General features: G+C 69.5%; 23 protein-coding genes and 3 tRNA genes. 18 read left to right on the top strand and 8 right to left on the bottom strand.

What is annotated here, in order from left to right; genetic code table 11:
- The first annotated feature begins 16 nt into the window (after window positions 1-16).
- A complete protein-coding gene (locus UA75_RS29640) occupies window positions 17-961 on the top strand; it encodes an alpha/beta fold hydrolase (protein WP_075743032.1) in 945 nt (314 codons plus the stop codon).
- Window positions 962-968: 7 nt separating this feature from the next.
- Here the strand turns inward: UA75_RS29640 and UA75_RS29635 are convergent, their stop codons facing one another.
- A complete protein-coding gene (locus UA75_RS29635; protein ID WP_075743031.1) occupies window positions 969-1475 on the bottom strand; it encodes a MarR family winged helix-turn-helix transcriptional regulator in 507 nt (168 codons plus the stop codon).
- A gap of 94 nt (window positions 1476-1569) precedes the next feature.
- On the opposite strand from UA75_RS29635, the gene UA75_RS29630 reads away from it, so the two are divergent.
- The 4 genes from UA75_RS29630 to UA75_RS29615 all read left to right on the top strand — a co-directional run bounded on the left by UA75_RS29630 (window position 1570) and on the right by UA75_RS29615 (window position 5873).
- Entirely contained in the window at window positions 1570-2499 is a 930-nt protein-coding gene (locus tag UA75_RS29630) for an NAD-dependent epimerase/dehydratase family protein (RefSeq protein WP_198042875.1), read from the top strand.
- Window positions 2500-2608: 109 nt separating this feature from the next.
- Window positions 2609-3799 carry a hypothetical protein gene (locus tag UA75_RS29625; RefSeq protein ID WP_075744361.1) on the top strand — a complete coding sequence of 397 codons (1191 nt, stop codon included), beginning with the start codon at window positions 2609-2611 and terminating at the stop codon, window positions 3797-3799.
- 155 nt (window positions 3800-3954) lie between these two features.
- Window positions 3955-4341 (top strand): VOC family protein, encoded by a 387-nt coding sequence (locus tag UA75_RS29620; RefSeq protein WP_075743029.1) that lies wholly within the window; start codon window positions 3955-3957, stop codon window positions 4339-4341.
- Window positions 4342-4670: 329 nt separating this feature from the next.
- Entirely contained in the window at window positions 4671-5873 is a 1203-nt protein-coding gene (locus tag UA75_RS29615) for a hypothetical protein (RefSeq protein WP_075743028.1), read from the top strand.
- 163 nt (window positions 5874-6036) lie between these two features.
- Here UA75_RS29615 and UA75_RS29610 read toward each other — a convergent pair whose 3' ends face one another.
- Together UA75_RS29610 and UA75_RS29605 are read right to left on the bottom strand one after the other, a co-directional pair.
- Window positions 6037-7314 (bottom strand): kynureninase, encoded by a 1278-nt coding sequence (locus UA75_RS29610; RefSeq protein ID WP_083683784.1) that lies wholly within the window; start codon window positions 7312-7314, stop codon window positions 6037-6039.
- Window positions 7307-8134, bottom strand: a complete 828-nt coding sequence (locus UA75_RS29605) for a tryptophan 2,3-dioxygenase (protein ID WP_075743027.1) — start codon at window positions 8132-8134, stop codon at window positions 7307-7309. The genes UA75_RS29610 and UA75_RS29605 overlap by 8 nt, the downstream gene beginning before the upstream one ends.
- Before the next feature lie 147 nt (window positions 8135-8281).
- Between UA75_RS29605 and UA75_RS29600 the strand changes: the two genes are divergently transcribed.
- Complete coding sequence (locus UA75_RS29600) at window positions 8282-8776, top strand: Lrp/AsnC family transcriptional regulator (protein WP_157434502.1); 495 nt, start codon at window positions 8282-8284, stop codon at window positions 8774-8776.
- Between the two features lie 164 nt (window positions 8777-8940).
- Here UA75_RS29600 and UA75_RS29595 read toward each other — a convergent pair whose 3' ends face one another.
- From UA75_RS29595 to UA75_RS29585, 3 genes are read right to left on the bottom strand one after another with little or no spacing between them, the layout of a single operon-like run.
- Window positions 8941-10116 carry an acyl-CoA dehydrogenase family protein gene (locus tag UA75_RS29595; RefSeq protein ID WP_075743026.1) on the bottom strand — a complete coding sequence of 392 codons (1176 nt, stop codon included), beginning with the start codon at window positions 10114-10116 and terminating at the stop codon, window positions 8941-8943.
- Window positions 10117-10127: 11 nt separating this feature from the next.
- Window positions 10128-11390 (bottom strand): CaiB/BaiF CoA transferase family protein, encoded by a 1263-nt coding sequence (locus UA75_RS29590; protein ID WP_198042874.1) that lies wholly within the window; start codon window positions 11388-11390, stop codon window positions 10128-10130.
- 16 nt (window positions 11391-11406) lie between these two features.
- A complete protein-coding gene (locus UA75_RS29585) occupies window positions 11407-11796 on the bottom strand; it encodes a DUF3870 domain-containing protein (protein ID WP_075743024.1) in 390 nt (129 codons plus the stop codon).
- A gap of 818 nt (window positions 11797-12614) precedes the next feature.
- Between UA75_RS29585 and UA75_RS29580 the strand changes: the two genes are divergently transcribed.
- On the top strand, window positions 12615-13577 hold the full coding sequence (locus UA75_RS29580; RefSeq protein WP_232237537.1) for an LCP family protein: 963 nt from the start codon (window positions 12615-12617) through the stop codon (window positions 13575-13577).
- 137 nt (window positions 13578-13714) lie between these two features.
- On the opposite strand, the gene UA75_RS29575 is transcribed toward UA75_RS29580, so the two are convergent.
- The gene (locus UA75_RS29575; RefSeq protein ID WP_075744357.1) at window positions 13715-14053 is read right to left on the bottom strand and encodes a hypothetical protein; all 339 of its coding nucleotides are present in this window, start codon (window positions 14051-14053) and stop codon (window positions 13715-13717) included.
- A gap of 973 nt (window positions 14054-15026) precedes the next feature.
- On the opposite strand from UA75_RS29575, the gene UA75_RS29570 reads away from it, so the two are divergent.
- The 9 genes from UA75_RS29570 (at window position 15027) to UA75_RS29525 (ending at window position 22519) form a co-directional block, all read left to right on the top strand.
- On the top strand, window positions 15027-15266 hold the full coding sequence (locus tag UA75_RS29570; protein WP_075743023.1) for a hypothetical protein: 240 nt from the start codon (window positions 15027-15029) through the stop codon (window positions 15264-15266).
- Between the two features lie 458 nt (window positions 15267-15724).
- Window positions 15725-15797: transfer RNA gene (locus UA75_RS29560), tRNA-Glu, on the top strand.
- 23 nt (window positions 15798-15820) lie between these two features.
- Window positions 15821-15894: transfer RNA gene (locus UA75_RS29555), tRNA-Asp, on the top strand.
- Window positions 15895-15928: 34 nt separating this feature from the next.
- Window positions 15929-16005: transfer RNA gene (locus tag UA75_RS29550), tRNA-Phe, on the top strand.
- Between the two features lie 1220 nt (window positions 16006-17225).
- Window positions 17226-18734: a sugar transferase gene (locus UA75_RS29545; RefSeq protein WP_075743021.1), complete on the top strand. Its 1509-nt coding sequence runs from the start codon at window positions 17226-17228 to the stop codon at window positions 18732-18734.
- Window positions 18731-19987, top strand: coding sequence for a class I SAM-dependent methyltransferase (locus UA75_RS29540; protein ID WP_157434686.1), 1257 nt, complete (start codon window positions 18731-18733; stop codon window positions 19985-19987). Before UA75_RS29545 ends, UA75_RS29540 begins: the two co-directional genes overlap by 4 nt.
- The gene (locus UA75_RS29535) at window positions 19984-20835 is read left to right on the top strand and encodes a glucose-1-phosphate cytidylyltransferase (RefSeq protein ID WP_075743019.1); all 852 of its coding nucleotides are present in this window, start codon (window positions 19984-19986) and stop codon (window positions 20833-20835) included. Before UA75_RS29540 ends, UA75_RS29535 begins: the two co-directional genes overlap by 4 nt.
- Window positions 20835-21494 carry a PIG-L deacetylase family protein gene (locus tag UA75_RS29530; protein WP_075743018.1) on the top strand — a complete coding sequence of 220 codons (660 nt, stop codon included), beginning with the start codon at window positions 20835-20837 and terminating at the stop codon, window positions 21492-21494. Before UA75_RS29535 ends, UA75_RS29530 begins: the two co-directional genes overlap by 1 nt.
- The gene (locus UA75_RS29525) at window positions 21482-22519 is read left to right on the top strand and encodes an NAD-dependent epimerase/dehydratase family protein (protein WP_075743017.1); all 1038 of its coding nucleotides are present in this window, start codon (window positions 21482-21484) and stop codon (window positions 22517-22519) included. Before UA75_RS29530 ends, UA75_RS29525 begins: the two co-directional genes overlap by 13 nt.
- A 191-nt stretch (window positions 22520-22710) precedes the next feature.
- Here UA75_RS29525 and UA75_RS29520 read toward each other — a convergent pair whose 3' ends face one another.
- The gene (locus UA75_RS29520) at window positions 22711-23256 is read right to left on the bottom strand and encodes a dTDP-4-dehydrorhamnose 3,5-epimerase family protein (protein ID WP_075743016.1); all 546 of its coding nucleotides are present in this window, start codon (window positions 23254-23256) and stop codon (window positions 22711-22713) included.
- A gap of 29 nt (window positions 23257-23285) precedes the next feature.
- On the opposite strand from UA75_RS29520, the gene UA75_RS29515 reads away from it, so the two are divergent.
- Window positions 23286-24446 carry a class I SAM-dependent methyltransferase gene (locus tag UA75_RS29515; RefSeq protein ID WP_083691099.1) on the top strand — a complete coding sequence of 387 codons (1161 nt, stop codon included), beginning with the start codon at window positions 23286-23288 and terminating at the stop codon, window positions 24444-24446.
- On the top strand, window positions 24446-25405 hold the full coding sequence (locus UA75_RS29510) for a glycosyltransferase (RefSeq protein ID WP_083683781.1): 960 nt from the start codon (window positions 24446-24448) through the stop codon (window positions 25403-25405). Before UA75_RS29515 ends, UA75_RS29510 begins: the two co-directional genes overlap by 1 nt.
- The last annotated feature ends 3 nt before the right edge of the window (window positions 25406-25408 follow it).

Here is a 25408-nt window from a genome sequence, read left to right as displayed (position 1 = left end):
GGACAAGGAGACTCCCATGCCTGACACGCCACGAGACCTGACCGTCGATGCGGCCGGAGTGCCGATCGCCGTTCGGGACCACGGCGGGGACGGTTCGCCGCTTCTGTTGGTCCACGGGTTGGGCGGCAACCTGCTCGCCTGGGAGCTGGTCGCTGCGCAACTGCTCGCCCGCCACCGCGTCGTCGCCGTCGACCTGCGCGGACACGGGGCATCGGGCGATGCCCCGTGGGACTGGGACGCCGCGCTCGACGATCTCGACGCGGTGATCACGACGCTCGAGCTGGACCAGCCTGCCGTCGTCGGTCACTCCCTCGGCGGGATGCTCGCGGGACGGTGGGCACGTCGGCATCCCGACCGCGTGGCGATCAGCCTGGACGGACATCGGTCTCAGGCGACCCACCCGGAGCACTATGCCGACATCGCACCGGACGAACTGCGCACCGCACTGGCCGCGCTCACCGCGATCTTCGATGCTCAGCTTGCGGGCATGGGCAGCCACCTCACGGTCGAGCAGGCCGACGCACTCGCCCAGCAGCAGGCCGACCACGCGGCGGCGACGGGCCTGCCCCCGGAATTGATCGTCGCGCAGTTCCGACGTTCACTTGCCGCCGACGGCGACGGATTCGTGACCCGTCCCAGCGCCGAGTTGGCTGCCGGTCTCCGGACCTCGCCCCAGATGCTGGACTCGCTGCCCGTCTTCGCCGAGGTCGTGAGTCCTTTCCTGCTCGTGCTCGCCACCCGTAACCTGCCGGGGCTGCCGCCGGACTTCGACGGGCTGGCCGCAGCCCATCGGGCGGGCCTGCGCCGAGACGTCGCGCCGCTGCTCGCCGCGAATCCGGCGCTGCGGGTGGTGGAGGCCGACGCCAGTCACGGGCTGGTCATGGAGCGTCCTGAGCTGGTCGCCGAGCTGATCGTCGGCTTCGTCGGCGAGCAGGGCGTCCGCCTGAGCGAGGCGCACTGACGCGAGGTCACACCTCGGCGTTGCCGCCCGAGGGCGCCTGCCGATCGGCCGACGCGGGCCCGCGGCTGGGGGCCCAGAGGGTCTCGCGCAATGCGGCGACCAGCACGGCCAGCTCCGGCCGTTGCTCGGCCTCGGTCAACGCCGCCGCCAGCGTCCGGTCGTGCACGGTCCTGGCCCTGGCCAACCGTGCGCGGCCTGCTTCGGTGACCTCGGTGTAGATGCCGCGTCGGTCGGTGGCGCAGATGTATCGAGACAGCAGGCCCTGGTCCTCCAGCCTGCTCACCAGGCGGGTGGTCGCGCTCTGGCTCAGCACCACGGTGTCGGCGAGCTGGTTCATTCGCAGGTGATGTTCGTCCTGGCGGTTGAGGACGTCTAGCACGGTGTACTCGGTGACGCTGAGCTGGTGTTCTGCCTGGAGGGAGCGTTCCAGCCGGTCCTCCAGGCGGGCGTGCAGGGCGGCCAGGGTCCGCCAGCCCTGTCCGCGCCCCTCGACGTCGTCATCGTGACTCGACACGAGTCCTCCTCCATCACTTGCGATGCACGATACCCAGGTGTAGGAATACAAGGCGTACGCAACTAACGGCTTGTGCAACTAAATGGGGGTCTTCGTGGCTGACGTGTTCGTGACCGGGGTGACCGGCTACATCGGCGGCTCGATCGCGGTAGGTCTGCTCGCCGCCGGTCATCAGGTGACCGGCCTGACACGTGACCCGGCCAAGGACGAGGCTCTCCGTGCGCTGGGCGTCGTGCCCGTGCACGGCAAGCTGGACGATCTCGACCTCCTCCGCGCCCAGGCGGCTCGGGCCGATGCCGTGGTGAACGCTGCGAGCAGTGACCACCGGCAGGCGGTGGACGCGCTCGTCGAGGGGCTGGCGGGTTCGGATCGGCCGCTGCTGCACACCAGTGGCACGAGCGTGGTCAGCGATCAGGCGGGCGGCGAGGCATCCGACCGGGTGTTCACCGAGGCCACGGAGTATCAGCCGGTGCCGGACAAGGTCGCGCGGGTCGAGCTCGATCGTGCGGTGGTGTCGGCGGCGGAGCGGGGGGTGCGCTCCGTGGTGCTGTGCAACTCGCTGATCTACGGCACCGGTCGCGGCCTCCGTCCGGACAGCCTCCAGGTGCCCGAGCTGATCAGGCAGGCGCGGGAGAGCGGCATCGCCCGGCATGTCGGTGCGGGCGCCAACGTCTGGTCGACGGTGCACATCGACGACCTCGTCGCCCTCTACCTCGCCGCCCTGGGCTCGGCGCCCGCGGGCTCCTTCTTCTATGTGGAGAACGGTGAGGTCTCCTTCGCCGCGCTGACCGCCGCCATCGCCGAGTCGCTCGGTCTCGGCGAGCCCGAGAGCTGGGACGAGGACAGTGCCGCAGCCGAATGGGGCGAGGAGGTGGCGCGACACGCCCTCGCCTCGAACAGCCGGGTCCGCTCCGATCTCGCGCGAACCGTCCTGGGATGGCGGCCTCGGCATTCCTCGGTGCTGGACTGGATTCGCACGGAGTCCACGCGGCCGAGTGCGGGTCAGCCGGCCGCCAATCGGTAACCAACAATCTTCGTACTACGTCAAACGGCCCTATCCGATGTCGATCGGTTGCGCTTGACTCCCGATGTCGTCGTCATTGACCAGCTGTGCTGGAGGACGTGCCATGGGGATGCGTAGAAGAATCACGAGGCTGATCGGCTCGCTGTCGCTGGCCGGGGTTCTGCTCGGCGGGGCACTGGTCGCACCGGCGCAGGCGGCCGCAGCGCAGGTGCCGACCCGACTGACCGAGATCAGCGCCGAGCCCTATTCGCTGGCCGAGAACGGCAGCTTCGAGACGTATGCGCCGCGCATCGCCTCGCTGAACGGCAGGCTGGCGGGTGCGGACGTCGCCGACGTGCTCGCCGACGCGAATCGAGCGGGTCGATCGCTGTGCCACAGCACCGGGGTGTCCGGCGCGACCGGCTTCTGCTGGGCGACAGGTGACGACAACACCCCCGACTGGTACCCGCAGGGACTGACCGGCTCCTGGGACGCCTCGGCGGGCGGTACCTACGCAGGCAGGCGCGTCATGCTCGCGAGCTGGTACGACGCCACCGGTGATCGCGGAGTGCGGATCTCCTTCGTCGACTACGACGACCCGAGCGACGTCCGCTACCGGCACGTGCTGCTGGTCGAGCCGACGAGCACCACGAACTTCCGCGCGGTGAACATCCACGCAGGCGGCGTGGCGTGGGCAGGCGACTACCTCTATGTGATGGACACCAACCGAGGCATCCGGGTGTTCGACCTGCGCACGCTCTGGCGCACGGCGGGCGACACGACGAAGTCGAGGATCGGCCTGGTCGACGGGCAGTACTACGCGCACGACTATCGCTACGTGCTGCCCCAGGTCGGCAGCTATACCCAGACCGGCTCGTGCAGCAGGCCGGTGTCTTCGGTGACCGCTCCGCTGTGCTTCTCCTACGGTGCCGTCGACCGCAGCACCTCGCCGGTGACGATCGTGACCGGCGAGTACTACGACGGCATCGGCGGCGCCCGGCTCGTTCGCTGGCCCGTCGCGGGTAACGGCCTGGCCACCGATTCGACCGGTGTCGTCGCACCGACCGCCGCCTACCAGAGCCCGCACACCAATCTGCAGGGCGTCGCGTCCTACGGCGGCGACTACCTGGTGGATCGAAGCCGGGGCAGTTCCACCAGGGGAATCCTCTACCGGTCCAGGGTGGGCGGCACCGCGACCTCGTCGAGCCTGCCGATCGGACCGGAGGATCTGTCCTACCAGGCGGCGGCGGGCCGTGCCTGGACCCAGTCGGAGTATCCGGGCAGTCGGATGGTCTTCAGCGTGCCGATCACGCTGGGCTGAAGCGGGGCCGCTCCGGCGACCGGGCACGGCGAAGCGGTGCGGATCAAGACCGTCGAGCGGCGGTCGAGGCGGTCGGCGCCGACGCGATTCACGGGCTGGACCGGCGTCGGGCGGCGGCCCCCGCGAACGTCGGGGACTCGGCCTAGCCTCGCCGCATGGCCGGGCCCGACGTGACCGCATTCATCAGCTACGCCCATGTCCGTGATCTCGGATGCTCGATCGACTTCTATCAGACTGTGGGACTCCCACTGGCGGAGTCGGTCGAGCGGGCAGGCCGCACCGTCTGGGCGCTGCTCGGGACCGGTGCCGCACGGCTCATGCTCGCGCAGGCCGACGAGCGCGTCGATCACCGGCGACAGGGCGTGCTCTTCTACCTGTACGTCACCGGGGCGGCCGAATTGCATCGCCGGCTCGTCGACGCCGGGCTCGATCCAGCTCCGATCACCTACCCGGAGCACATGCCCGCAGGCGAGTTCCGCCTAGCGGACCCGGACGGGTACGTCCTGCTCCTCGGCGACCCGACGGCGGCGGACCAGAACTGACGGACGCCCCGCCGTCTCCGCCCCCGAGCAGCGCCCGGCGGTCCCGCCCGGAATGCGTGGTCCACTTGGTGAGCACCCCGGCGGTGACGCCGTGTGTTCCTGCTCACTGTCACCCGATCGGCCGAGTGTCTTGATCTCGGTCGCGTCCTGTCGCCGCCGATCAACGGCCCGAGGTCGACGGCTGTTCCCGGTGCTGGTCGAGCCGCGCACCCGGCGGCCGAGCCTCGACTGCGACGGCTGTTCCGTCGAACGACGGCAGTCACGGATGGTATTCGCCGGTTTGCACTAGGTCGTCACTGTGCGAATGCGCGCGGTGTTAGTATTACCCAATGGCGCGTGATGAAGATAACGAGCTGATCCCGCTCCGCTTGTCTTTCGACGTCGTCTACCGCGGGTACAGCCGAGGTCAGGTCACTGAATATCTCCGCGGGATGGAGAATGACCTGCTCACCGTGGCCGCGGACCGGGATGCTGCGTTATCGCAATGCGCCGAGGTGCAGAATGTGCTGGAAGCGACCCGGAGCGAGCTGGAACGAACCCGGTCGCAGCTCGGTCGTCTCTCCCATGCGCCGGTGACCACCACCGGGCTCAGCGAGCGGCTCCAGCACATGCTCGCGCTGGCCGAGGACGAGGCTGAGTCGCTCAAGGCCCAGGCTGCGGAGTATGCCAGGAATGTCCGAGCCTCGGTCGATGCCGAGATCGCGGAGCAGAAGGCCCGCTACGAGGGCCTGATCGCCGAGCAGGAGCAGCTTCGACGACAGCTCGTCGCTGACTTCGAGGCACGTGACGCCGCATTGACGGCCGAGTACGAGCAGCGTTATGCCGCCAGGGAGACGGAGACCGCCCGGCGACTCGACGAGGGCAGGAAAGAAGCCGATCGACTGGTTCGCGAGGCGACAGAACGCGTGACGCGAATTGATGCGGCAGGCAAGGCACGCCGCAAACAGGTGGAAAAGGATTTCGAGTTGGCGATGTCGGCGCGGCGCGCCGAGGCGTCGCGCAGTCTGGCCGAACGCGAAGCAGGCGTGAATCGCGAATGCGAGCAGCGAGTGCGCGAGATCGACGAATATTCGGCGGCCCGGATTCGCGATCTGGAAGCCCGCAGTGGTGAATTGCACGATCAGCAACAATGGGCGCTCACCCGTATCGGGGATGCCCAGTCGGCATTGCACGCGGCGATGCGCAGTATCGAGGCGGCCGCAGAACCGCCGCCGGCTCGCGCGGACCGGTCCGAAGAACGCGGCGAGGGTGATTCCGAGGCAGGCCCCGCAGGCGCCGAGTCGGGCGGCATCGCCTCGGCAGCCGATGCCGATGCCGACGCCGCAGACGTCGTCGACGCTGCCGCCGCGACCGACGGGCGCGGCGCCGGATCGCGGGCGGACGACTCGGCGAAGGACACCGAGCGTGCGGCACCGGCCGCAGCGACACCGGGGCGCACCGCCGACCGTCCCACGGGGTCTCGCCAGCAACGCAAGCGGAGCGCGCGTCGTCAGCAGCCGAGGAACCAGTCGACTCCGCGTCGGGCGGGCTGAACTCGGCCGTGGCACGGTCGGCCGCCGTCGGCGCACGCTGAACTCGGTCGCCTGCCTTGACGTCGGTGCGTCGGCCGCCCGGTCGGTCGCGCTGATCGAGCAGGCCCGCCGCCTGCCGGTGTCGCCACAGGCCCCCGATGTCGAGCCGCCGTTCTCCGGCTGATCAGCCTGCGGTCACGTCCCGGCGCCCCGCCACTCGGGCCAGTGTCCTCGCGGCCCGCAGTGCGTCGGTGAATCCGACGTACAGCGGTGCGAAGCCGAAGCGCAGCACGTCCGGCGGGCGGTGGTCGCCGACGACCAGTGCGTCGGCGAGGCGGGGCAGCAACGCGGCGGCGTCGGGGGCGCTCAACGAGACCTGGCTGCCTCGATCGTCGCCTCGGGGCGTCAGCACCCGGAACCGTCCCGGTTCCGTCAACGCGTCCACGCACTCCATGAAGAACCCCGTCAGTGCCAGGCTCTTGGCCCGCACCTGTTCGATCTCGACGCCCTGCCAGACCTCCAGGGCGGCCTCCAGCGCCAGCAGCGACAGGATCTCCGGAGTGCCGCCCCGCGCTCGGACGATTCCAGGGGCAGGCCGATGGTCCGCCTCCATCGCGAAGGGCTCCGCATGCGAGGACCAGCCGGGCAGCGGCTGATCGAGCCGATCCTGCAGCTCGGATCGCACGTAGAGGTAGGACGGTGCCCCCGGACCGCCGTTGAGGAACTTGTAGCCGCATCCCACGGCGAGATCGACGCCGTGGCGGTCCAGGTCGACGGGCATGGCTCCCGCGCTGTGCGACAGGTCCCACACGATGCGTGCCCCCGCCCGCTGCGCCCGCGAGGTGACGGCGGGCAGATCCCAGCGGCGACCGGTGCGGTAGTCGACATGATTGATCAGCGCGACCGCCGTGTGCTCGTCGAAGGCGTTCACATCCGTCGGGTGTGCTCGTCGCACCCGCGCACCGAGAAGCCTGCCTGCGGATGCGGCGAGGTAGCCGTCGGTTGGGAAGGTGGTGTCGTCGACGACGATCTCGGTGCGTCCTGGGTCGTCCTGCTGCGCCAGCCGCCAACCCGCGACCACGGCGCGGAACACGTTCACGCTGGTCGAGTCGCCCACGACGACCTGGCCGGGTGCGGCTCCCAGCAACGGCGCGATCAGCTCGCCGACCCGTTGCGGCGCCTCCCACCAGCCTGCGTCCCACCACGAGGCGATGAGGCCCTGTCCCCAGTCCCGCCGGATCGTCTCCGCGACGCGTTCCGGGACCGCCGTGGGCAGCGCCCCGAGCGAGTTGCCGTCCAGGTAGATCAGCCCGGGCGGCAGCGAGAACCGTTCCCTGGTCGTCGCGAGCGGGTCGGATCGGTCCAGTAAGTGGGCACGTTCGGCCAGTTCGGCTGTCTCGGCCGATCCCGACCAGCCGTCCCGGTCGCCGTCGTTCGTACCGGCTGCACCGCGCTCAGACATCTGCTCGCACCGTCCACAGTTCGGGGAACACCAGTCTGCCCGCTCGCCGCTCCAGCCAGGCGACGCCCGCCGAGCCGCCGCTGCCCGGCCTGGTGCCCATCGCGCGGCGGGTGGCCATCAGGTGGTCCGACCGCCACCGCCAGAAGCCCTCGGCGATGTCGGTCAGCACCTCGCCGAGTTCCACCAGTCGATGGTCCGCACCCCGATACACCCGGGCCCAGGCCTGTTCGACGGCCGGATCAGCCGGATGGGTGCGAGTGCGGTCGCGCTCGCGCACCTCGGCGGGCAGCGGGCAGCCTCGGCGGTGCAGAAGTTCCAGGGCCGCGTCGTACAGGCTCGGCGCGTGCAGCGCCTCGGTGAGTTCGGCATGTGCCCTCGGCGTGCCCTCGTGCGGCTTGATCATGTTGGCGGACTTCTCGCCGAGGAGGAACTCCAGTTCGCGGTAGCGGGCGGACTGGAAGCCGGAGGCACTGCCCAGCGCGGGTCGGTAGGACTCGAACTGGGCGGGGGTCAGCCGGGCGATCGGCTGCCATGCCGCATTGAGCGCCGCCAGCTCGGGCAGACTGCGCCGCAGCGCGCTCAGCGCTCCCGAGAGGTCGTCGCGGCCGAGCAGGACGACTGCGGTCCGCCATTCATGGACGAGCAGGGCGAACCAGAGCTCCATGACCTGACTGGTCACCAGGAACGCCATCTCCGCCGGATCATCGGTCCTGGGCAGCGCGAGCCTGGTCAACGCGTCCGCTCGAACGTAGTCGTCATAGGGCGTCGTCGCCTCGAAGCCGAGCCGGGGTCCGGCAAGCGGGCAGGCGGTTGTCTCCATGGTGAACCCCCTTCGTGCGGTACGACTCAGATCCTTCGCCCGATCCTTCCCCGTCTTCGCCCCGTCAGGAATGGGCGATGCCTGCCGAACCATTCGATCGAGCGGTCGTTCGTAAGCGAAGTGATCTGCCGGCTTTACAGTCATGAGATGGAGCTGGATGACCTGGACTGGGCGCTGCTCGACCACCTGCAGGCCGACGCCCGGATGTCCTTCAACGCGCTGGCTCGACAGGTCGGCGCCTCAGCACCGACCGTCGCCGCGCGGGTGCGCAGGATGGAGGAGTCGGCGGTCATCACCGGCTATCGGGCCGAGGTGGACCTGGCCGGGGTCGGGCTCGGGGTCGAGGCCCTGGTGCGGATGAAGTGTTACGGGCCGCGGTGCATCACGCTGCGGCCGGAGCAGATCACGGACTGGCCTGAGGTGTTGGGCGTGCTGCGGCTCACCGGCGACATCTGCTCGCTCGTGCATGTCGCCACTCCGGACATCGCCGGGCTGGAACGGCTCCTGGAGCGACTGTGGCAGTACGGGGAGACCGCGAGCGCCATGATCCTGTCCTGGCCGATTCCGCTGCGTGGCGTCCGCCGCCCGCCGGGCTGGGGGAGCCTCCCGCCGGACGCGCCGGGTGCCGGGCAGCGGTCCTGATCGGTCGCCGAGGCATCGCCTGATCGGCGCGACGCGGCGCACGCGGTGAGCCCGGGCATGGCCCGGCGGCAGCAGGATGCACGAAGACTCGGACGACCGGCCCGGCTGGCAAGCCCCGGTCTCTGCCTGCCAGCCGGGCCCGTGCCTGTCACCCTCGTGCGGGCTCAGCGGAAGGCGGGAATCCCCGTCACCGCCGCGCCCAGCGACAGCGCATGCATCTCCTCGGTCCCCTCATAGGTCAGCACCGTCTCCAGGTTCGCCGCGTGCCGCATCACCGAGTACTCGACGGTGATGCCGTTCGCCCCGAGCACACTGCGGGCGGTGCGCGCCACGGTCAGCGCCTCGGAGACGTTGGCCAGCTTGCCGAAGCTGACCTGTGTGTGGTGCAGATTCCCGGAGTCCTTGAGTCGGCCGAGGTGCAGCGCCACCAGGGCGGCTCGGTCCGCCGCGACCAGCATGTCCGCCAGCTTGCGCTGGGTGAGCTGGAAGGCCGCGATCGGCTTGCCGAACTGCTCGCGCGACAGGCTGTACTCCAGGGCCGCCTGGTAGCACGCCCGCGCCGCCCCCGCCGCGCCCCAGACGATCCCGTATCGGGCCTCGTTCAGACAGCTCAGCGGCCCACGCAGCCCGACGACCTCGGGAAAGACCGCATCGGCAGGCAGCCGTACCCCGGTGAGGACCAGCTCGGCCGTCACCGAGGCCCGCAGCGAGAGCTTGCCGTGCACCTCGTTGGCGGTGAATCCCGGCGTGTCGGTCGGGACCACGAAGCCTCGGATGCCCTCCTCGGTCTGCGCCCAGACCACCGCCACGTCCGCCAACGTTCCGTTGGTGATCCACATCTTGCTTCCGTCGAGCACCCAGTCGGTGCCGTCCCGGCGGGCCCTGGTTCGCATCGATCCGGGGTCTGAGCCTGCATCGGCCTCGGTCAGGCCGAAACAGCCGATCGCCTCCCCTGCGGCCATCCGGGGCAGCCACGCCTGCTTCTGCTCCTCGGAGCCCCAGCGGTGGATCGCGAACATCGCGAGTGAACCCTGCACCGAGACGAAGCTGCGCAGCCCGGAGTCCACGGCCTCCAGCTCACGACAGGCCAGGCCGTAGGCGGTGGCGCTCGACCCCGCACAGCCGTAGCCGGTCAGGTGCATCCCCAGCAGACCCAGCGCGCCCAGCTCCTTGGCGAGGCCTGCAGGCAGGCTGCCGTCCTCGTACCACTGCGCCACGTTCGGGGTCAATCGATCGGCGGCGAAACGGCGGACCAGGTCACGGACGTCGCGCTCCTCGTCGGTGAGTTGACCGTCGACGTCGAGGAAATCGCGGGGATCTGGGGTGGTGGACCTGCTCATCTGCACTCCGTTCAGTTGTCGGCATGGAGGTTTTCATGCGGTGGCCCGGCATCGTCGGTGCTCACCGGGGTGCTCGCGACATGATCGGAGCTCGGGGTGATGATCGACCGGGCCCGTAATGCGGCTCGCTGTGCCGCGTCGACTCCGATCTCGGCGAGCACCTCGTCGGTGTGTTCGCCGAGCAGCGGCGGGGGTGCGACGGCGAGAGACCCCGACCCGGCGAGCGTGAAAGCGGGACGCACCGTCTCCAACGGCCCGACGACGGGGTGGCGCAGTGTCTCGATCGCGCTCGGGCCCGCGTCCCGCAGGGCGGCGAGCACGCCGTTGACCGGGCTCGCCGGGATACCGCCTGCTCGGAGCGCCGCAGTCCAGCCCGAGGTGTCCCTGGTGCGGAACTCCTCGGTCAGCTGGTCGATCAGCGCCTGCCGATGCCGGACGCGGTCGGAATTGGTGTCGAAGCGGGCGTCCTCGGCGAGGTCGGGACGGTTCAGGACCGCGCACAGCCGCCGATAGAGCTGGTCGTTGCCCGCCGCGACCATCACCGCGCCGTCACGAGTGGGGAAGGCCTGATACGGGACGATGCTGGGATGCGCGTTGCCGTGCCTGGTCGGCTCGGTGTCGGTGATCAGGGCGTTCTGTGCGACGTTGACCAGGCCCGACAGCGCCGAGCCGAGCAGGGAGACCGTGACGTGCTCGCCCTGTCCGGTCTGCTCGCGGCGCCGCAGCGCGGCCAGGATCGCGGTCGAGGCGTTGAGCCCGGCCAGCACGTCGACCAGGGCGACGCCGACCTTGGCGGGCGGTCCGTCCTGGTCGCCGGTGATCGCCATCAGACCGCTCTGGGCCTGGATCGCGGCGTCGAATCCGGCGTCGGCGGCCTGGGGATGTCCCGCCGGATAGGCGCTGATCGAGCAGTACACCAGGCTCGGAACGGCCGCACGCACCTGTTCGTGATCCAGGCCGAGCCGGGCCGCTCCGCCGGGGCGGAAGTTCTCCACCACGACATCGGCTCCGGCGCAGAGCCGCAGGGCGAGGTCGCGTCCCGGCGGGCTGGCGAGGTCGAGGCCGATGCTGCGCTTGCCCCGGTTGACGGCCAGGAAGTAGGCGGACTCGCCCGCTGCCTCAGGCGGCGTCCAGTACCGCGTGTCGTCGCCCCGGACCGGGTGCTCCACCTTGATCACCTCGGCGCCGAGATCGGCCAGCAGCATGGTGGCGTAGGGGCCCGCCAGCACTCGGGACAGATCAAGCACCCGAAGCCCCGCGAGTGGACCCGGCACGGGATCGGCGGACGGATCAGGCCTGGTCGTCACTGGTCTGCCCGGTCGAGGTCGCGAGGTGCACACAGTTCTCCATGCAGCGCTTGAGCGCGGTGAGCAGCGCGGGACCGGACTGGCCGTGGTAGCGCTCGCGCACGGTGTCGAGGATCGCCGCCGGTTCGGTGAACACCGAACGGTTCTCGACCAGTGCGCGGAAGAAGTCGGTGCCGAGGCGGGTGAGCAGCGTCGTGTCCGCGGCGGCGATCAGGCCGGTACGTCGATCGACGACCAGGACGACGCCGATCCGCTCGTACTGGGAATGACCTGCGACGCTGTCCGGCAGCCTGGCGTAGCCCGAGGTCAGGAGGAGATCGTCGCCGTCGAGCAAGGCCTGGCGCAGGCGGTCGGACAGCCGGTCATCGGACATGCACCCTCCACAACACGAATCGACCCGTCTCGAATGATCACGGGAATCGTGACCCTCGACAGGCTCGGTCGCTGGAGGACTCGCGCCACTGTCCGCATCGAGGCGTGCGACGTCCGACACCGACGGCGAGAGGGCAGCCGCGTCCAGGATGCCTGCTGCTCGGCCCGGCCGTCAACGCCGTCGCGGCCATCGGGTCGCCGGGGCGTCCACGGACGGATCTGCAGGCAGCGGCTGGCCAGCACCGACCCGACCTGCCACGAGACTGCAGGTGAGCACGGGTTCGCCGCGCCCGGCAGTGTGACAGGGGTGGACTGACGGGCAGAGATCGACAACCCTCGGTGATCGCGGAGGCAACCTCGTAGGCGAGGATGCGTCTTGTTGTGTAAGAGCCTGTCTCTGGTTCCGCTGGAGTCGTGAGCGGGGATCGGCGTGGCTGAGCTGTCCGGCGACAGGAGCGAGCCATGACTCCAGTCATGGTGACCGACGACGCCGCAGATCGCCGCGCCTGCCCCGCGCGACAGGACAACTAGGGATCAAGGACAGGCTCTAAGGGAGTCTCCGGTCGGCGACTCCTCCGCCGAAATCGACCGACGGATGCGAAACGCATGAGTGGCAGATGGGATGGCAGGCCCGAGCCGGGCCGACGACCTCCGATGGATCGCACCGCGATGATGCCGGAGGCGGGATCGCGGCAGGGGCCTTACTCGCGATCGCGACAGAACCAGTACTCGCAGCAGCGCCAGGGTCCTCAGACGCCCCCGTACGGGACCGCGCTGCCCCCGCGTGAGCGAGAGCGCGAGCCGATGAGGAGGCCGCCAGTGCGTCGGAAACCGAGATGGGGCCGTCGGATCGGCGTGTTCCTCCTCGTCATCCTGCTGGCGATAGGCGGACTCGTCTTCTGGATCGACTCCCAACTCACCCGCGAGGAGGCACTGACCGATTACCCGGGCAGGCCCGCCGAGACGGCGGGGACGAACTGGCTGATCGTCGGCTCCGACAGTCGGGAGGGCCTGGACGACGACCAGCAGGCGGATCTGGCGACCGGCCAGGCGGCAGGCAGGCGCACCGACACCATCATGCTGCTGCACATCCCGGACAACGACGTGGCGCCGACGCTGCTCAGCCTGCCGAGAGACTCGTTCGTCCCGATCGAGGGTTACGACGCCAACCGGATCAACGCGGCGTTCTCCTTCGGCGGGCCGCAGCTGCTGACCAGGACCGTCGAGACCGCCACCGGACTGCGCATCGATCACTACGCCGAGGTCGGCTTCGACGGCTTCGCAGGCATCGTCGAATCGGTCGGTGGCGTGGAGATGTGCATCGACGAGCCGATGCAGGACCCGCTGGCCGGTCTCGATCTGCAAGCAGGCTGTCAGGAACTCGACGGGGCGCAGGCGCTCGGCTACGTCCGTACCAGGGCCAGCGCGCTCGGCGACCTGGATCGCGTCGAGCGTCAGCGGGAGTTCCTCTCGGCTCTGATGCAGAAGGCGACCAGCCCCGGCGTGCTGTTCAACCCGTTCAGCAGCATCCCGCTGGCCCTGGACACCGCGGAGCTGGCGATCGTCGCCGAGGACGACCACATCTGGCATCTCGGTGGCCTGGCCTTCGCGATGCGCAGCTTCGTCAACGGCGAGGGCGTGACCACCACCGTGCCCTTCGGGGGCTTCGGCGACGAGCGTGGCATGTCGGTCGTCTACTGGGACGAGGCCAGGAGCCAGGAGCTGTTCAGCGCGTTGGCCGAGGACCGCCCGGTACCCGAGGATCTGATCGTCACCGAGTGATCCGGGCAGGCCGAGAACCGGCCCGGACAAGCAGGAAGGCCGTCACCACTGGTGACGGCCTTCGTCATTCTCGGGGGAGGAGAAGGGGGCTGATCGGGGCAGGCGAGCTTCGGGGGACGCCGTGAGCCCGACCTGGATCAGAGGCTGCCCTGCAGGGTCGCCTGCGGGGCGGGAACCCACCGTTGTTCCTGCTGGCGGGCCTCCCAGGCGAGTCGTTGCAGCAGCCAGTCCTGCAGCAGCTCGCGGGGCGAGGTCTCCAGTTCCTCGGCGAGGCTCTGGAGTTGTTCGTTGGCGTGGATCGGAAGTCGAAGCTGGTAGACCCCCGCACCGCCGAAACGGCTGCCGGTCGCCGTGGTCTCCAGATCGCTCTCTGGCGCGAGCGCGGCCAGGTAGGACTCCAGCTCGCTGTCCTGCTGCACGGCGGCTTCCTCAGCCGCGGGGCGGTGTCGACCGTTCTTGATTCGTCCAAAAGCCACGGCCGACACGATAACGAAACGGTTGCGGGCATGTGTCGAGATGTGATGGCGGCCACAGGGGGCGTCACTGGCGTACCGCGACACGGCCGCAGCCGGAAATGGAGAAGCCCCCGCGCCAGGGGGAGGAGCGCGGGGGCTTGGAGGGGGGAATCTCCACAGTTGCTGACTGGGGGTGTGTCAGCAACGAGATTCTTGCATGGTCCATAGCGGGATGGCACCCACTTCGCCGAAATTTCGTTACCTTTTGTTTATCCCGGCGGTCGGGTACGAGCGCGCGCGAAACCGGTCCCTGCCGGTGTGCCGCTGGTCGACTTCCGTGTTTCACCAGGTGGGAAGCGGCTGTCTGCGCGGCTGCCAGGCCGACGAGACCACTGCACCGACTCGTGCCTGCCCGTCGGCCGCCGAGGTGGATCTCGCTTCTGCTGCCGACCGTGTTGGGCGTGTCGGGCAGGCCCGCCGACACGGAGTCGCCGAGGTCGCGTCGCCCGGCGAACTCCGTCCGGTTTCCCGCATCTGATCGGAAAGTGTGTTCTTCCCTCGACGGGGGGCCTGCTGACTCCGGAATGCCTGGTGAGAGCGTCACCCATGGAGTGATCACTCCGTCCGTCGGGTGACGGCCCGTTGAACCGGAGTCGAACGAGGACCTCGGCTACGGGCCGACCGTTCCCCTCTCGAGAGGGGGCCGCCGAGGAGTTCGGCTCGGACGGCGTCGGGGGGTGGGAAACGACGGCGCGCCACCGGGATGCGCCCGGGGTCGCCAGCCGCCCGATGCCGGTCGTCGGGCCGTCGCGGGCCGCCTGCCGCGTCGAGGCCCGGGTCGGCTCGGTGTGGTGAAGCCGATCTTCAGAGGCAACCCGTCAGCGATCTTTGTGACCGAGAGTAGCGCTCTGCCGTGGTCGAATCACTCTGCGGGGGGCTGCGGGTGTCTGGACAGACAGATAATCTGCGGCCGAAGCCGAGTCGGGGAGGCACCATGAACGGGTCGCTTGACGTGCGAAAGTTCTTGTGGCAGACCGAAGATCAATTCGATCGGACGACTCCCGCAGTGCCCGCGCAGCGCAACGGAGAGTCACCGCGTATCTCCGAAGGTCAGGTGCATCGGGCGCGGGTCGCGGTGGCAAGAGGCGCCCACGGTGTCGAGGACTGTCGGATGCTGTTGGACATGCTCGGCCTCACGCCGGGCGAGGACGGCGTCCCGCCGGTGCGGCGCTAGCGGGCTCAGCTGATCTCGCGGACGCCGGAGGCAGATTTCGCTGGTTCCGGCGTGCCCGCGGGGGGCGGCCGTGTCGATCACCGACGGTGATCGACTTCAGCGGCGGCTCCGGCGTGGGCCGGAGCCTGCGACGTGTCGGTCGGCGGCGGCCGACCATCTCGTGGCCGAGCCCGATCAAGAGTGACGAGGGCCACTGTGTGCCGGTTGGTGGAGTCGTGGGCGGCGACCGTCCGGTGCCTCCTCGGCGAGATCGGCCGCTTTTCGGTGCAGTCAGTGCTCTGACCAGCGAGGATGTTCCCGACGTCTGGTCTCCCGCAGGTCGGGTCGGGAACGTCGTCCGGCGGTCGAAACCGCTGTGACCACCCGCTTTGTCATCTGTCGATGATGTGTTCTAAGCTATCGTCGCTCCCAACGAACACCGTTGGAAAGCGAGGTCGGGTCGGACCCGAGTCGGCCCCGCTCCCATCGTCTAGCGGCCTAGGACTCCGCCCTTTCAAGGCGGCAGCGCGGGTTCGAATCCCGTTGGGAGCACGCATTACACTAGGCCAGACAATGGCCCCGTGGCGCAGTTGGTTAGCGCGCCGCCCTGTCACGGCGGAGGTCGCGGGTTCGAGTCCCGTCGGGGTCGCAACAGCAAACGGCTGGTTCAGCCGGGAGCGAACGGCCAGGTAGCTCAGTTGGTACGAGCGTCCGCCTGAAAAGCGGAAGGTCGCCGGTTCGATCCCGGCCCTGGCCACCATGGTTGAGTCGCCTAGTCAAGCCCCTGCCCTGTCGGGTGGGGGCTTCGCCGTTGTCGGCTCCTGACAGCTCGGCTTCGAGATCACGGCGCAGAGTGCACGCCCTTCGCGGGCACCACGTCTCGGACACCTCGCCTGACCTCCTCCCTCGACCGGCCCGCTCTGCCGAGATGTCGACCGGCGAATCCGAGGGCACGCGTCGCGCGGACGCTGGGCTGTGTGAGTGATGTCCTGCGCGTCTGGGGGAGTCTTCCTGCGGCGTCAGTCTGCGGCTTCGCCCCGCCATCGAGCGGTGACGGCTGTCCGCCTGGCCGTGCGGTGGCGGCGACCGGCGGCGACGGACCTTCCGGTGATCGGAGCTCCCCGATCGACTCCGACGGCGTCCAGGTCATGCGCGGTGGCGGCAGGACCGTGGGAGCAGCGCCGCGAACCGGCGTGCGGTCGGGCTGCCGAATGTGAGCGGAGTTGCCTGTTCCTCACCCTGCCCGTCGCAGGGACTCGTGCGGGCTCGGTGTCCGGTGCGGGGAGTCGGCCCGGCGAAGACCTCGGGGCGTGCACCCCGACGTCGGCCTGTCGCGGCGATGGGCGGCGGCGACCTGGTCGGCACGGCCGGACGGACGGCTTCGTCGGGCGGCCGGTTCGCAGGCTTCCGGTCCCCCGATGAACGATCCATATTCGAGTTAGGCCAGGTGGTCCAGTGCGCTACGGTGCCATTCAGACTGCTTGCGATGACATCCCGTCTATTTCTGCACATGGGCAACATATCAATGCCGTAACACCTCGCCGTGTCGCGCCGGAAAGGTGATGATCACCGAAAGTCGACGCTGCTCAGGGCCATTGTCTCTTTCTCAGTCGAGTGTCGCAGGTCTGGTCCACATTAGTCGTCGAGATTGATTGCTATGCGTGACTAAAGTCGCTGAACAGTGTGATCTTAAACGAACCTAATGGATTAATCACGCTGCGGTTCTTCGGCCGTCAACTGCCCTCGACGGATGTTTCACTGCCTTCGCAGCACTAGAGCCCTCCGACAAGACGAAGGAATTCCCAGCCGTGATGGCGACCCGTACGGGGACGGGGTCCCAGCCGCTGTGCAGGGCACAGCCGCCACAGGGGGAGATGACGTCGAGGGCGTCGCAACCCTGGTGTCGGTTACCCGGTCGGCGTTCCCGCCGTGCTTCGTCGACGTGTTCGATCCTGCGGACAGAAACGGGTGAGAAGCCAGGTGAACGACAGACAGACGGTGACTGAGGCCCCGAGCGACCTCCGGCTGGACGTCATCCCCGCAGTGCTCCGACCATCCTCGAACGCCTGGGAACGGCGGCATCGACGCGACGTCGTCGTCGCCGATCATCTGACCACGCTGGTGGTGGTCGTCTCCGCCGCGGTCCTGATGGCGGGGGCGTCCGGCGCTGCCTCGATGTCCTGGAACGCGCTGTCGGTGTTCCTCGCAGCGGGCACGACGGCGGCCTGTGTGCTCGGCGCGCTGATGGCGGCTCGTGCCTGGGACCCGCGCGGCCTCGGACACGGCGCGGAGGAGTACCGCCGTGTCGGACGGGCGCTGCTCGGCACCATGCTCCTGTTGGCGTTGATCGGCTTCGCATTCCAGCTCGTCGTGCTCCGGCCCTGGATCTTCGCGGTCGTTCCGGCGATCGGGCTGGTGGCCTTTCCCGTGCGCTACGTCCTCCGTCAGGCGCTGCATCGCCGTAGGCGTGCGGGCCACTGTCTGCTGCCGGTGCTTGCCGCCGGGGGAGTCGAGGCGCTCGGCGAGCTGATCAGCCGGACCCGCCGTGAGCCGCACAACGGCTGGCGGATCGACGGGGTCTGCATCGCTCGCGACAGCTGGTCCGGATTGGCGGCCTGGGAACGCGGCGAGATCGACGGGGTTCCGGTCGTCGGCACGATCGACGAGCTGGCCGAGCGGATCGGCCTCGGCGACTACCGAGTGGTGGCCTTGGCACCGGATCCCTATTGGACGCCGGGACGGATTCAGCGCCTCGCCTGGCAGCTGGAAGGCAGTCAGGCCGAGATGGTCGTCGCGCCGATGCTGTTGGAGGTCACCGGCCCTCGGCTGAACGTCTCGCCGGTGTTCGGGCTGCCGCTTCTCTGGGTCAGCCAGCCCACCTTCACCGGGGTGAAGCGGGTGGTGAAGGACTGCGTCGACCGCGTCTTCGCCGTGCTCCTGCTACTGCTGGCCGCCCCGCTGCTCCTCGTCATCGCCGTCCTCGTCCTGCTCGACGGCGGCGGACCCGTGCTGTATCGCCAACGCCGCGTCGGTCGAGAGGGCCGCATGTTCACCATGATCAAGTTTCGTTCGATGGTCCGGGACGCGCATGTGCTGCGCACCGGCATGGCGCAGGGCAACCAGGGCGCCGGACCGCTGTTCAAGATGCGTCGCGATCCCAGGGTGACGAAGATCGGTGCCTTCCTGCGCCGCTATTCGATCGACGAGCTTCCCCAGCTGTTCAACGTGGTCGCCGGGACGATGTCGCTGGTCGGTCCGCGCCCGCCGCTGCCGGAGGAGGTCGAGCGCTACGACCCGGCGGCTCGCCGCCGTCTGCTGGTCAAGCCCGGCCTCACCGGGCTCTGGCAGGTCAGCGGGCGCAGCGATCTGTCCTGGGAGGAGTCCGTCCGGCTGGACCTGCGCTACGTGGAGAACTGGTCGCTCGCCCTCGACTTCGTGATCTTGTGGAAGACGGTCTGGGCCGTCATCCGGGGCCAGGGGGCGTACTGATGAGCTGTCGACTCTGCGGCCACCCCGGCCTGGTCAGCATGGTGGACCTCGGCGCGACGCCGCCCTGCGAGCGGTTCCTGACCAGCGCGGAGCTCTCGGAGCCCGAGCAGACCTATCCGCTGCACCTGCGGGTCTGCTCCTCGTGCCTGCTGGCGCAGCTGCCCGCGTTGATCACACCGGAGGAGACGTTCACCGAGTACGCCTACTTCTCCTCCTTCTCGACGTCCTGGGTGGCCCACGCGGAGCGCTTCGTCGCCGAGACCGTCGACCGGCTCGGGCTCGGCGCGCACTCCTATGTGGTCGAGGCGGCGAGCAATGACGGCTACCTGCTCTCGCACGTGGTCCGACGCGGCATCCGGTGTCTCGGCATCGAGCCGTCGGCCAACGTGGGCGCCGCCGCCCGGGAGAACGGCGTCCCGACGCTGACGGCCTTTTTGGACGAGGAACTCGGCCGTCGGCTTCGCACCGAGCACGGCCCGGCCGACCTGGTGGTGGCCAACAACGTCTATGCCCACATCCCGGATCTGCTCGGCTTCACGGCGGGGCTGCGCGGGCTGGTCGCCGACGACGGCTGGATCAGCATCGAGGTGCAGCACCTGCTCAGCCTCGTCCGGCATCGCCAGTTCGACACGATCTACCACGAGCACTTCCAGTACTACACGGTCCGCTCGGCGCAACAGGCGTTGGCGACCGGCGGCCTCGCGGTGGTCGACGTCGAGACGCTGTCGACGCACGGCGGATCGGTCCGGCTCTGGGTCAGGCCCGTCGAGGCCGCCGGGCCGCCGTCGGCTCGGATGCTGGCCGTGCTCGCCGCCGAGGCCGAGGCCGGGATGCACACGCTCGCCGGACACACCGGATTCGGCACCTCGGTGACCGCCCTCCGTCAGGAGCTGCTCGGCTTCCTGCTCGACGCGGCGCGAGAAGGCCGCACTGTCGTCGGCTACGGCGCTCCCGGCAAGGGAAACACCTTGTTGAACTACTGCGGGATTCGCACCGATCTGCTGAGGTACACCGTCGACCGAAATCCCTACAAACACGGCAGATTCACGCCGGGCATGCGGATTCCCGTCCTGCCACCAGAACAGATCGCCGTGGATCGGCCGGACTACGTGCTCGTCCTCCCGTGGAATCTGCGGACGGAGTTGACCGAGGCGCTGCAGTACGTCGGCGAGTGGGGCGGCCGACTCGTCTTCCCGATCCCGGAACTCGACGTGGTGGACGCGACCCCCCGAACGATGAGGAGTGTGCGGTGAAGGTCGTGCTGTTCTGCGGCGGCTACGGAATGCGGATGCGCAACGGGACCGCCGACGATCTCCCCAAGCCGATGCACGCGGTCGGCCCGCGTCCGCTGCTCTGGCATGTCATGCGGTACTACGCGCACTTCGGACACACCGAGTTCATCCTGTGCCTCGGCTACGGCGCGCGGCACATCAAGAACTTCTTCCTCAACTACGCCGAGACTGACTCGAACGACTTCGTGCTGCGCGACGGCACGGTGCGGCTCCGTTCCGCCGACATCAGCGGCTGGAGCATCGACTTCGTCCACACCGGGCTCGCCTCCAGCATCGGCGAGCGGCTGCGTCGAGTGCGTCACCTGGTGGCGGACGACGAGGTGTTCCTGGCCAACTACGCCGATGTGCTCACCGACGCGCCGCTGGACGGCCTCGTCGACCGGTTTCACACCGAGGGCGCCACCGCCGCGATGCTGGTGGTCCCGCCGCAGTCGTCGTTCCACTGTGTGGAGCTCGGCGAGCGGTCCATGGTCAGTGCCATCACCCCGGTGAGCAGCCTGCCCATCTGGGAGAACGGCGGCTACTTCGTCCTGCGACAGGACGTGTTCGATCACCTGCCGCCGGGCGGGGACCTGGTCGACGACGCCTGTGCCGAATTCGCCAAGCGCGGTGAGCTGCTCGCCTATCCCTATCGCGGCTTCTGGCAGCCTGCCGACACGGTGAAGGAGCGGGCGGCACTGGAGAACGCCTATCTCTTGGGCGAACGGCCGTGGATGCTCTGGGAGTCCGAGCACCCGTCGGGCCCCGATGCCTTCGCGGCGTCCGACTCCTTCGGACAGCCCGCCGCTCGAGCCGGGATCGAACGCTGATGCGCGGGCTGCGGCTTACCGACGTCCGTGAGATCGCGATCCTGGGTGCGCACTGCGACGACATCGCGATCGGCGCGGGCGGCACCCTGCTCAACCTGTGTCGTAGCGTGCCGGGTCTGCGGGTGACCGCGATGGTGCTCACCGGCGCCGACACCGCCAGAGAGGTCGAGGAGAAGTCGGCGCTCACCGCCTTCTGCCCCGGCGCGCGGCTCGACCTGCGCGTGTTGTCACTGCCGGACGGGCGGGTGCCCGCGCACTGGCAGGCGGTCAAGGACGCACTGGAGATCCTCCGGACGGACTGCGACCCGGATCTGGTGATCGGCCCGGCGCCGCATGACCAGCATCAGGACCATCGGGTGCTCGCGACGCTCGTCCCCACGGTGTTCCGGGACCACCTGGTCCTCGGCTACGAGATTCTCAAGTGGGACGCCGATCTGGCCCAGCCTTCCGTGTACCTCCCGATGACCGAGTCCGTGGCGAAGGCCAAGGCGGAGCTGCTCGTCGAGCACTACCCGTCTCAGGGCACGCGGTCGTGGTTCGACGCGGAGACCTTCCTCGCCCTGGCCAAGGTGCGTGGCGTGCAGAGCAGGAGCACCCACGCCGAGGCCTTCTTCACGAACAAGATCGTTGTGGAGGGAATCGACTCATGCGAGTTCTAGTCACCGGGCACCTCGGTTACCTGGGCGGAGTCCTCGTCCCGGTGCTGATGGGCGGCGGGCATGAGGTCGTCGGAATGGACTCCGGTCTCTTCGCCGACTGTCTGCTCGGCCCTGCGGTCGCCGATCCTGGCGGACACCGGATCGACATCCGCGACGCCACGGAGGAGCAGTTCCGGGGGGTGGACGCCGTCGTGCACCTCGCCGCGCTGTCCAACGACCCGCTGGGTCATCTCGCCCCCGACGTGACCTACGAGATCAACCACCACGCCTCGGTGCGGCTGGCCCGTCTGGCCAGGGCGGCGGGCGTCCGCCGATTCCTCTACGCCTCGACCTGCTCGGTCTACGGGGCGGCAGGCGACGAGCTGGTCACCGAGGACGCCGTTCTTCGGCCGGTCACCCCGTACGCGGAGAGCAAGGTGCGGGTCGAGGACGATCTGCGGGAGTTGGCCGACGACCACTTCAGTCCGGTCTTCCTGCGCAACGCCACCGCGTTCGGCGCCTCGCCCCGGCAGCGAGTGGACATCGTGCTCAACAACCTCGTCGGACACGCGATGCTCACCGGGAGCGTTCGAGTGCTCTCCGACGGGACGCCGTGGCGCCCGCTGGTCCACGTCCGTGACATCGCCGCGGCCTTCCTCGCCGCGCTGGAGGCACCGCGCCCCGCCGTGCACGCCGCCGCGTTCAACGTGGGGATGTCGAGCAACAACCTGACCGTCGCACAGATCGCCGAGCGGGTGGTGGCGGCCGTGCCGGGTTCGACGCTGCTGATCACCGGCGAGAACGGGCCGGACCCTCGTTCCTACCGGGTCGACTTCAGTCGGATTCGTGATCGGCTGCCCGCCTTCTGCCCGCGCTGGTCGGTCGGCGACGGAGCCGAGGAGCTGTACGCCACCTACCAGGCCTACGGCTTGACTTGGGCGGACTTCCATCAGCGCTTCACCAGGCTGGCCTGGCTCACGGGTCTCCGGGAGGCAGGCAGACTCGCGGAGGACCTGCGCCCCGCCAAGTTCGCCTCGGCGCGATGAGCGCCCGGTTCAGCGTGCTGCGGGGGTCGGGCCCGTGGTCACGGGGCCGAGGTCCGCAGGTTGTGCCGCTGCGGGCCGACTCAGTCGGCTGCGGGCCTGCGGACGCTTCGGCTTCGGATCTCCTGCTGGTGCATCGCCTGCTTGCCAAGGCCCCGGCTCCGACTCGCACGCACCTCGTCGCCGTGCCCGCGTCAGCCGAGGGCGACTCGCAGATCGGCCCAGGAGCCCGCCGCCCCATCGCGCTCGCTGAGCACGCTGATCGGCAGCGGCCAGTCGATGGCCAGTTGCGGGTCGTCGTAGCGCACGGCGAGATCCTCGGCCGGGTCGTGCTCGGCGTCGATCCGGTAGCAGACGTCGGCCTCGTCGGTCAGCGCCTGGAAGCCGTGGAGGAAGCCCGCCGGGACGAACAGGTGCGCGAAGTCCTGATCGTCGAGTCGGAACGCGACATGCCGTCCGAAGGTCGCCGAGTCGGGACGAGCGTCGACCAGCACGTCATGGACGGCGCCCCTGGCGCAGCGGACGAGCTTCGACTCGCCTCGGCCCGATCGGCCGTGCAGGCCGCGCAGCACGCCGCGCCGGGACCGCGACTGCGAGTCCTGCCGGAAGGTGCTCGCGTCGATGCCGTGCCGGGCGGCGACGGCGGTGTCGAAGGTCCGGGTGAACAGGCCGCGCCGGTCGTGTCGGGGCTCGGGCAGGAAAAGCAGGACGCCTCGCAGCTCGCTGGGGACTACACGCATCTCGTCATTGTCCAGGACCGGTGGTCACGATGAGTGCGCACTACTGTCGTTACTGTGATGCCGGTGGCGTCGAGATCGTGCTCGACCTCGGCGATCAACCCGCCTGTGACGACTTCCCGCCTGCCGACGATCCCCGGGCCGATCCGTTGTTCCCGTTGCGGATGGGCATGTGCACCGCATGCGGGCTGGCGCAGCTCCTCGAGGACGACACGGCCGCCGAGGAACCGCGCGGCATCGAGTCCCATGTGCTGATCAGGCAGGCCGAGCAGGCCGTGGCCAGGGCCGCCGCCGCAGGCCTCCTGCCTGCCTGCGGGCGATTCGTCGAGTTCGGCAGCCCGCATGGCGGCTCCTGGGCAGGCCTGCTGACCGATCGAGGGCTGACGCGGGCCGAGCCGGGCAGACCCGCCGATCTCGTGCTGGACTGCTTCGGCCTGATGCACGAGCCGGACCAGGCCGCGGCGCTGGCCCGTCGGGTCGACCGCCTCGCCGAGGGCGGGACGCTGCTCGTCCAGTTCCACTCCCTGGCGGCGATGCTCCGCGACGGCGAGTGGAACGCGCTGCGCCACGGGCATTACGCCTACTACTCGACGCCCGCGCTGGTGAACATGCTGGAGACGGTCGGGCTGGTGGCTCGGCGGGCCTGGACCTTCGACCTCTACGGCGGCACGGTGCTGCTCGCCTGCACTCGCGAGGGCAGGCAGTCCGACGGGGTCGCCGCGCTGGTCCGGGAGGAGCGGGCGTTCGGCGTGCTCGACGTCGGGCAGGTCAGCCGCCTGCAGCTCGCGATGGAGCGCGGCGCGTTGGAGCTGTGGTCCTGGCTGGAGCAGGCCTCGGGCAGCGGGCTGCGCGTCCTCGGATACGGCGCGGCGTCTCGGTCGGTCTCGCTGCTCTGTGCGGCGGGTGCCGGTCCCGGCCTGCTGCCCGCCGTCGTCGACGCCGCCGAGTCCAAGCGCGGCAGACGGCTGCCGGGCGTCGGCGTCCCGGTCGTGGGTCCCGAGTTGTTGCGCACCGACCGCCCTGACCTGGTGCTGTTGTTCGTTCCAGACCTGCTCGCCGAGGTCCGCGCCGCCTATCCGGAGGTCGAGGCAGGCGGCGGCCGGTGGGTGCGGGCCGACCACATCGGCCTCGGCATCCGAGTCCCGCTCGCGCGCGGCGCCGAGCCGTCGGTGCTGGAGATGAGGGAGACCTGATGCACCAGAAGCCACCCGTTCCTCGGACTCCAGGACTCATCGGGCGGGCCTGCCCGCCGGTCACCGTGGGACTGCCGGTGTACAACGGCGAGGACTACCTCGAGCGGGCTCTCGACTCGCTGATCGGACAGCAGGGCGTCGACTTCGAGATCCATGTGGCCGACAACCACTCGACCGACGCCACCGAGGAGATCTGTCGCGGGTACGCCGCGCGGGACGAACGCATCCGCTACATCCGACGCGGTCGGGACATCGGCGTGATGGCGAACCACAACCAGTTGGTCCAGCAGGCACGCAGCCCGTTCTTCGCGTGGTCCGGACACGACGACGTGTGGCTGCCGAACCGGCTCCGTCGCTGCCTCGACGCGCTGCTCGCCGAACCGGCAGCCGTGCTCGCGAGCACCTCGGCGACCGAGATCGACCCGGCCGACCAGCCCGTCGGCAGCTGGCACAACCGGTGTCGTGTCGACCATCCCGACCCGGTGACCAGGCTGTTCGATCTGCTCTCCGTACAGCATCACAACTACTACTGCTACGGGCTGATCCGCAGGACCGCGCTCGTCGAGACGATGCTCAATCCGCCGATCAAAGCGGGCGACCGCGTGCTGATCGCCGAGCTGGCCCTGCGTGGGCCGTTCGTCGACATCACCGAGGAGCTGCTGTTGCACCGCATGCATTCCGGACGTATCAGCCAGAGCGTCGGGCCACGCGAGTTCTACCGCAGCCAGTGCGGCGATCACGCCAGGACCATCGTGCTGCCCAACGTCGAGGAGGGCCGCTGGTTCCTCCGCGCGGTGCTGCGCTCGCCGCTGCCGCCCAGGGACCGGGCGAGGGCCCTCTACGCCCTGCGGCCCTGGCTGCGCAGCAATGCGGTGCCGATGGCGCGGAACCTGGCCCGAGCGGCGGTCGACGGCGCCCGGCTGCTCGCAGACGGCTCGCGAGGCGGGCCGAGGAGGTAGCAC

The organism is Actinoalloteichus sp. GBA129-24, assembly GCF_001941645.1.
GTDB classification, from domain to species: Bacteria; Actinomycetota; Actinomycetes; order Mycobacteriales; family Pseudonocardiaceae; genus Actinoalloteichus_A; species Actinoalloteichus_A fjordicus.
Note: the sequence above shows the minus strand (reverse complement) of the source record. Positions and strands in the feature narration are given on the sequence as shown.

What these genes read in the sequence shown, in the direction of transcription:
- UA75_RS29640 (WP_075743032.1), top strand. Translation starts at nt 17, where the DNA reads ATGCCTGACACGCCACGAGACCTGACCGTCGATGCGGCCGGAGTGCCG.
- UA75_RS29625 (WP_075744361.1), top strand. Translation starts at nt 2,609, where the DNA reads ATGCGTAGAAGAATCACGAGGCTGATCGGCTCGCTGTCGCTGGCCGGG.
- UA75_RS29620 (WP_075743029.1), top strand. Translation starts at nt 3,955, where the DNA reads ATGGCCGGGCCCGACGTGACCGCATTCATCAGCTACGCCCATGTCCGT.
- UA75_RS29615 (WP_075743028.1), top strand. Translation starts at nt 4,671, where the DNA reads ATGGCGCGTGATGAAGATAACGAGCTGATCCCGCTCCGCTTGTCTTTC.
- UA75_RS29610 (WP_083683784.1), bottom strand. Translation starts at nt 7,314, where the DNA reads ATGTCTGAGCGCGGTGCAGCCGGTACGAACGACGGCGACCGGGACGGC.
- UA75_RS29605 (WP_075743027.1), bottom strand. Translation starts at nt 8,134, where the DNA reads ATGGAGACAACCGCCTGCCCGCTTGCCGGACCCCGGCTCGGCTTCGAG.
- UA75_RS29600 (WP_157434502.1), top strand. Translation starts at nt 8,282, where the DNA reads ATGGAGCTGGATGACCTGGACTGGGCGCTGCTCGACCACCTGCAGGCC.
- UA75_RS29595 (WP_075743026.1), bottom strand. Translation starts at nt 10,116, where the DNA reads ATGAGCAGGTCCACCACCCCAGATCCCCGCGATTTCCTCGACGTCGAC.
- UA75_RS29585 (WP_075743024.1), bottom strand. Translation starts at nt 11,796, where the DNA reads ATGTCCGATGACCGGCTGTCCGACCGCCTGCGCCAGGCCTTGCTCGAC.
- UA75_RS29570 (WP_075743023.1), top strand. Translation starts at nt 15,027, where the DNA reads ATGAACGGGTCGCTTGACGTGCGAAAGTTCTTGTGGCAGACCGAAGAT.
- UA75_RS29530 (WP_075743018.1), top strand. Translation starts at nt 20,835, where the DNA reads ATGCGCGGGCTGCGGCTTACCGACGTCCGTGAGATCGCGATCCTGGGT.
- UA75_RS29525 (WP_075743017.1), top strand. Translation starts at nt 21,482, where the DNA reads ATGCGAGTTCTAGTCACCGGGCACCTCGGTTACCTGGGCGGAGTCCTC.
- UA75_RS29520 (WP_075743016.1), bottom strand. Translation starts at nt 23,256, where the DNA reads ATGCGTGTAGTCCCCAGCGAGCTGCGAGGCGTCCTGCTTTTCCTGCCC.
- UA75_RS29515 (WP_083691099.1), top strand. Translation starts at nt 23,286, where the DNA reads ATGAGTGCGCACTACTGTCGTTACTGTGATGCCGGTGGCGTCGAGATC.
- UA75_RS29510 (WP_083683781.1), top strand. Translation starts at nt 24,446, where the DNA reads ATGCACCAGAAGCCACCCGTTCCTCGGACTCCAGGACTCATCGGGCGG.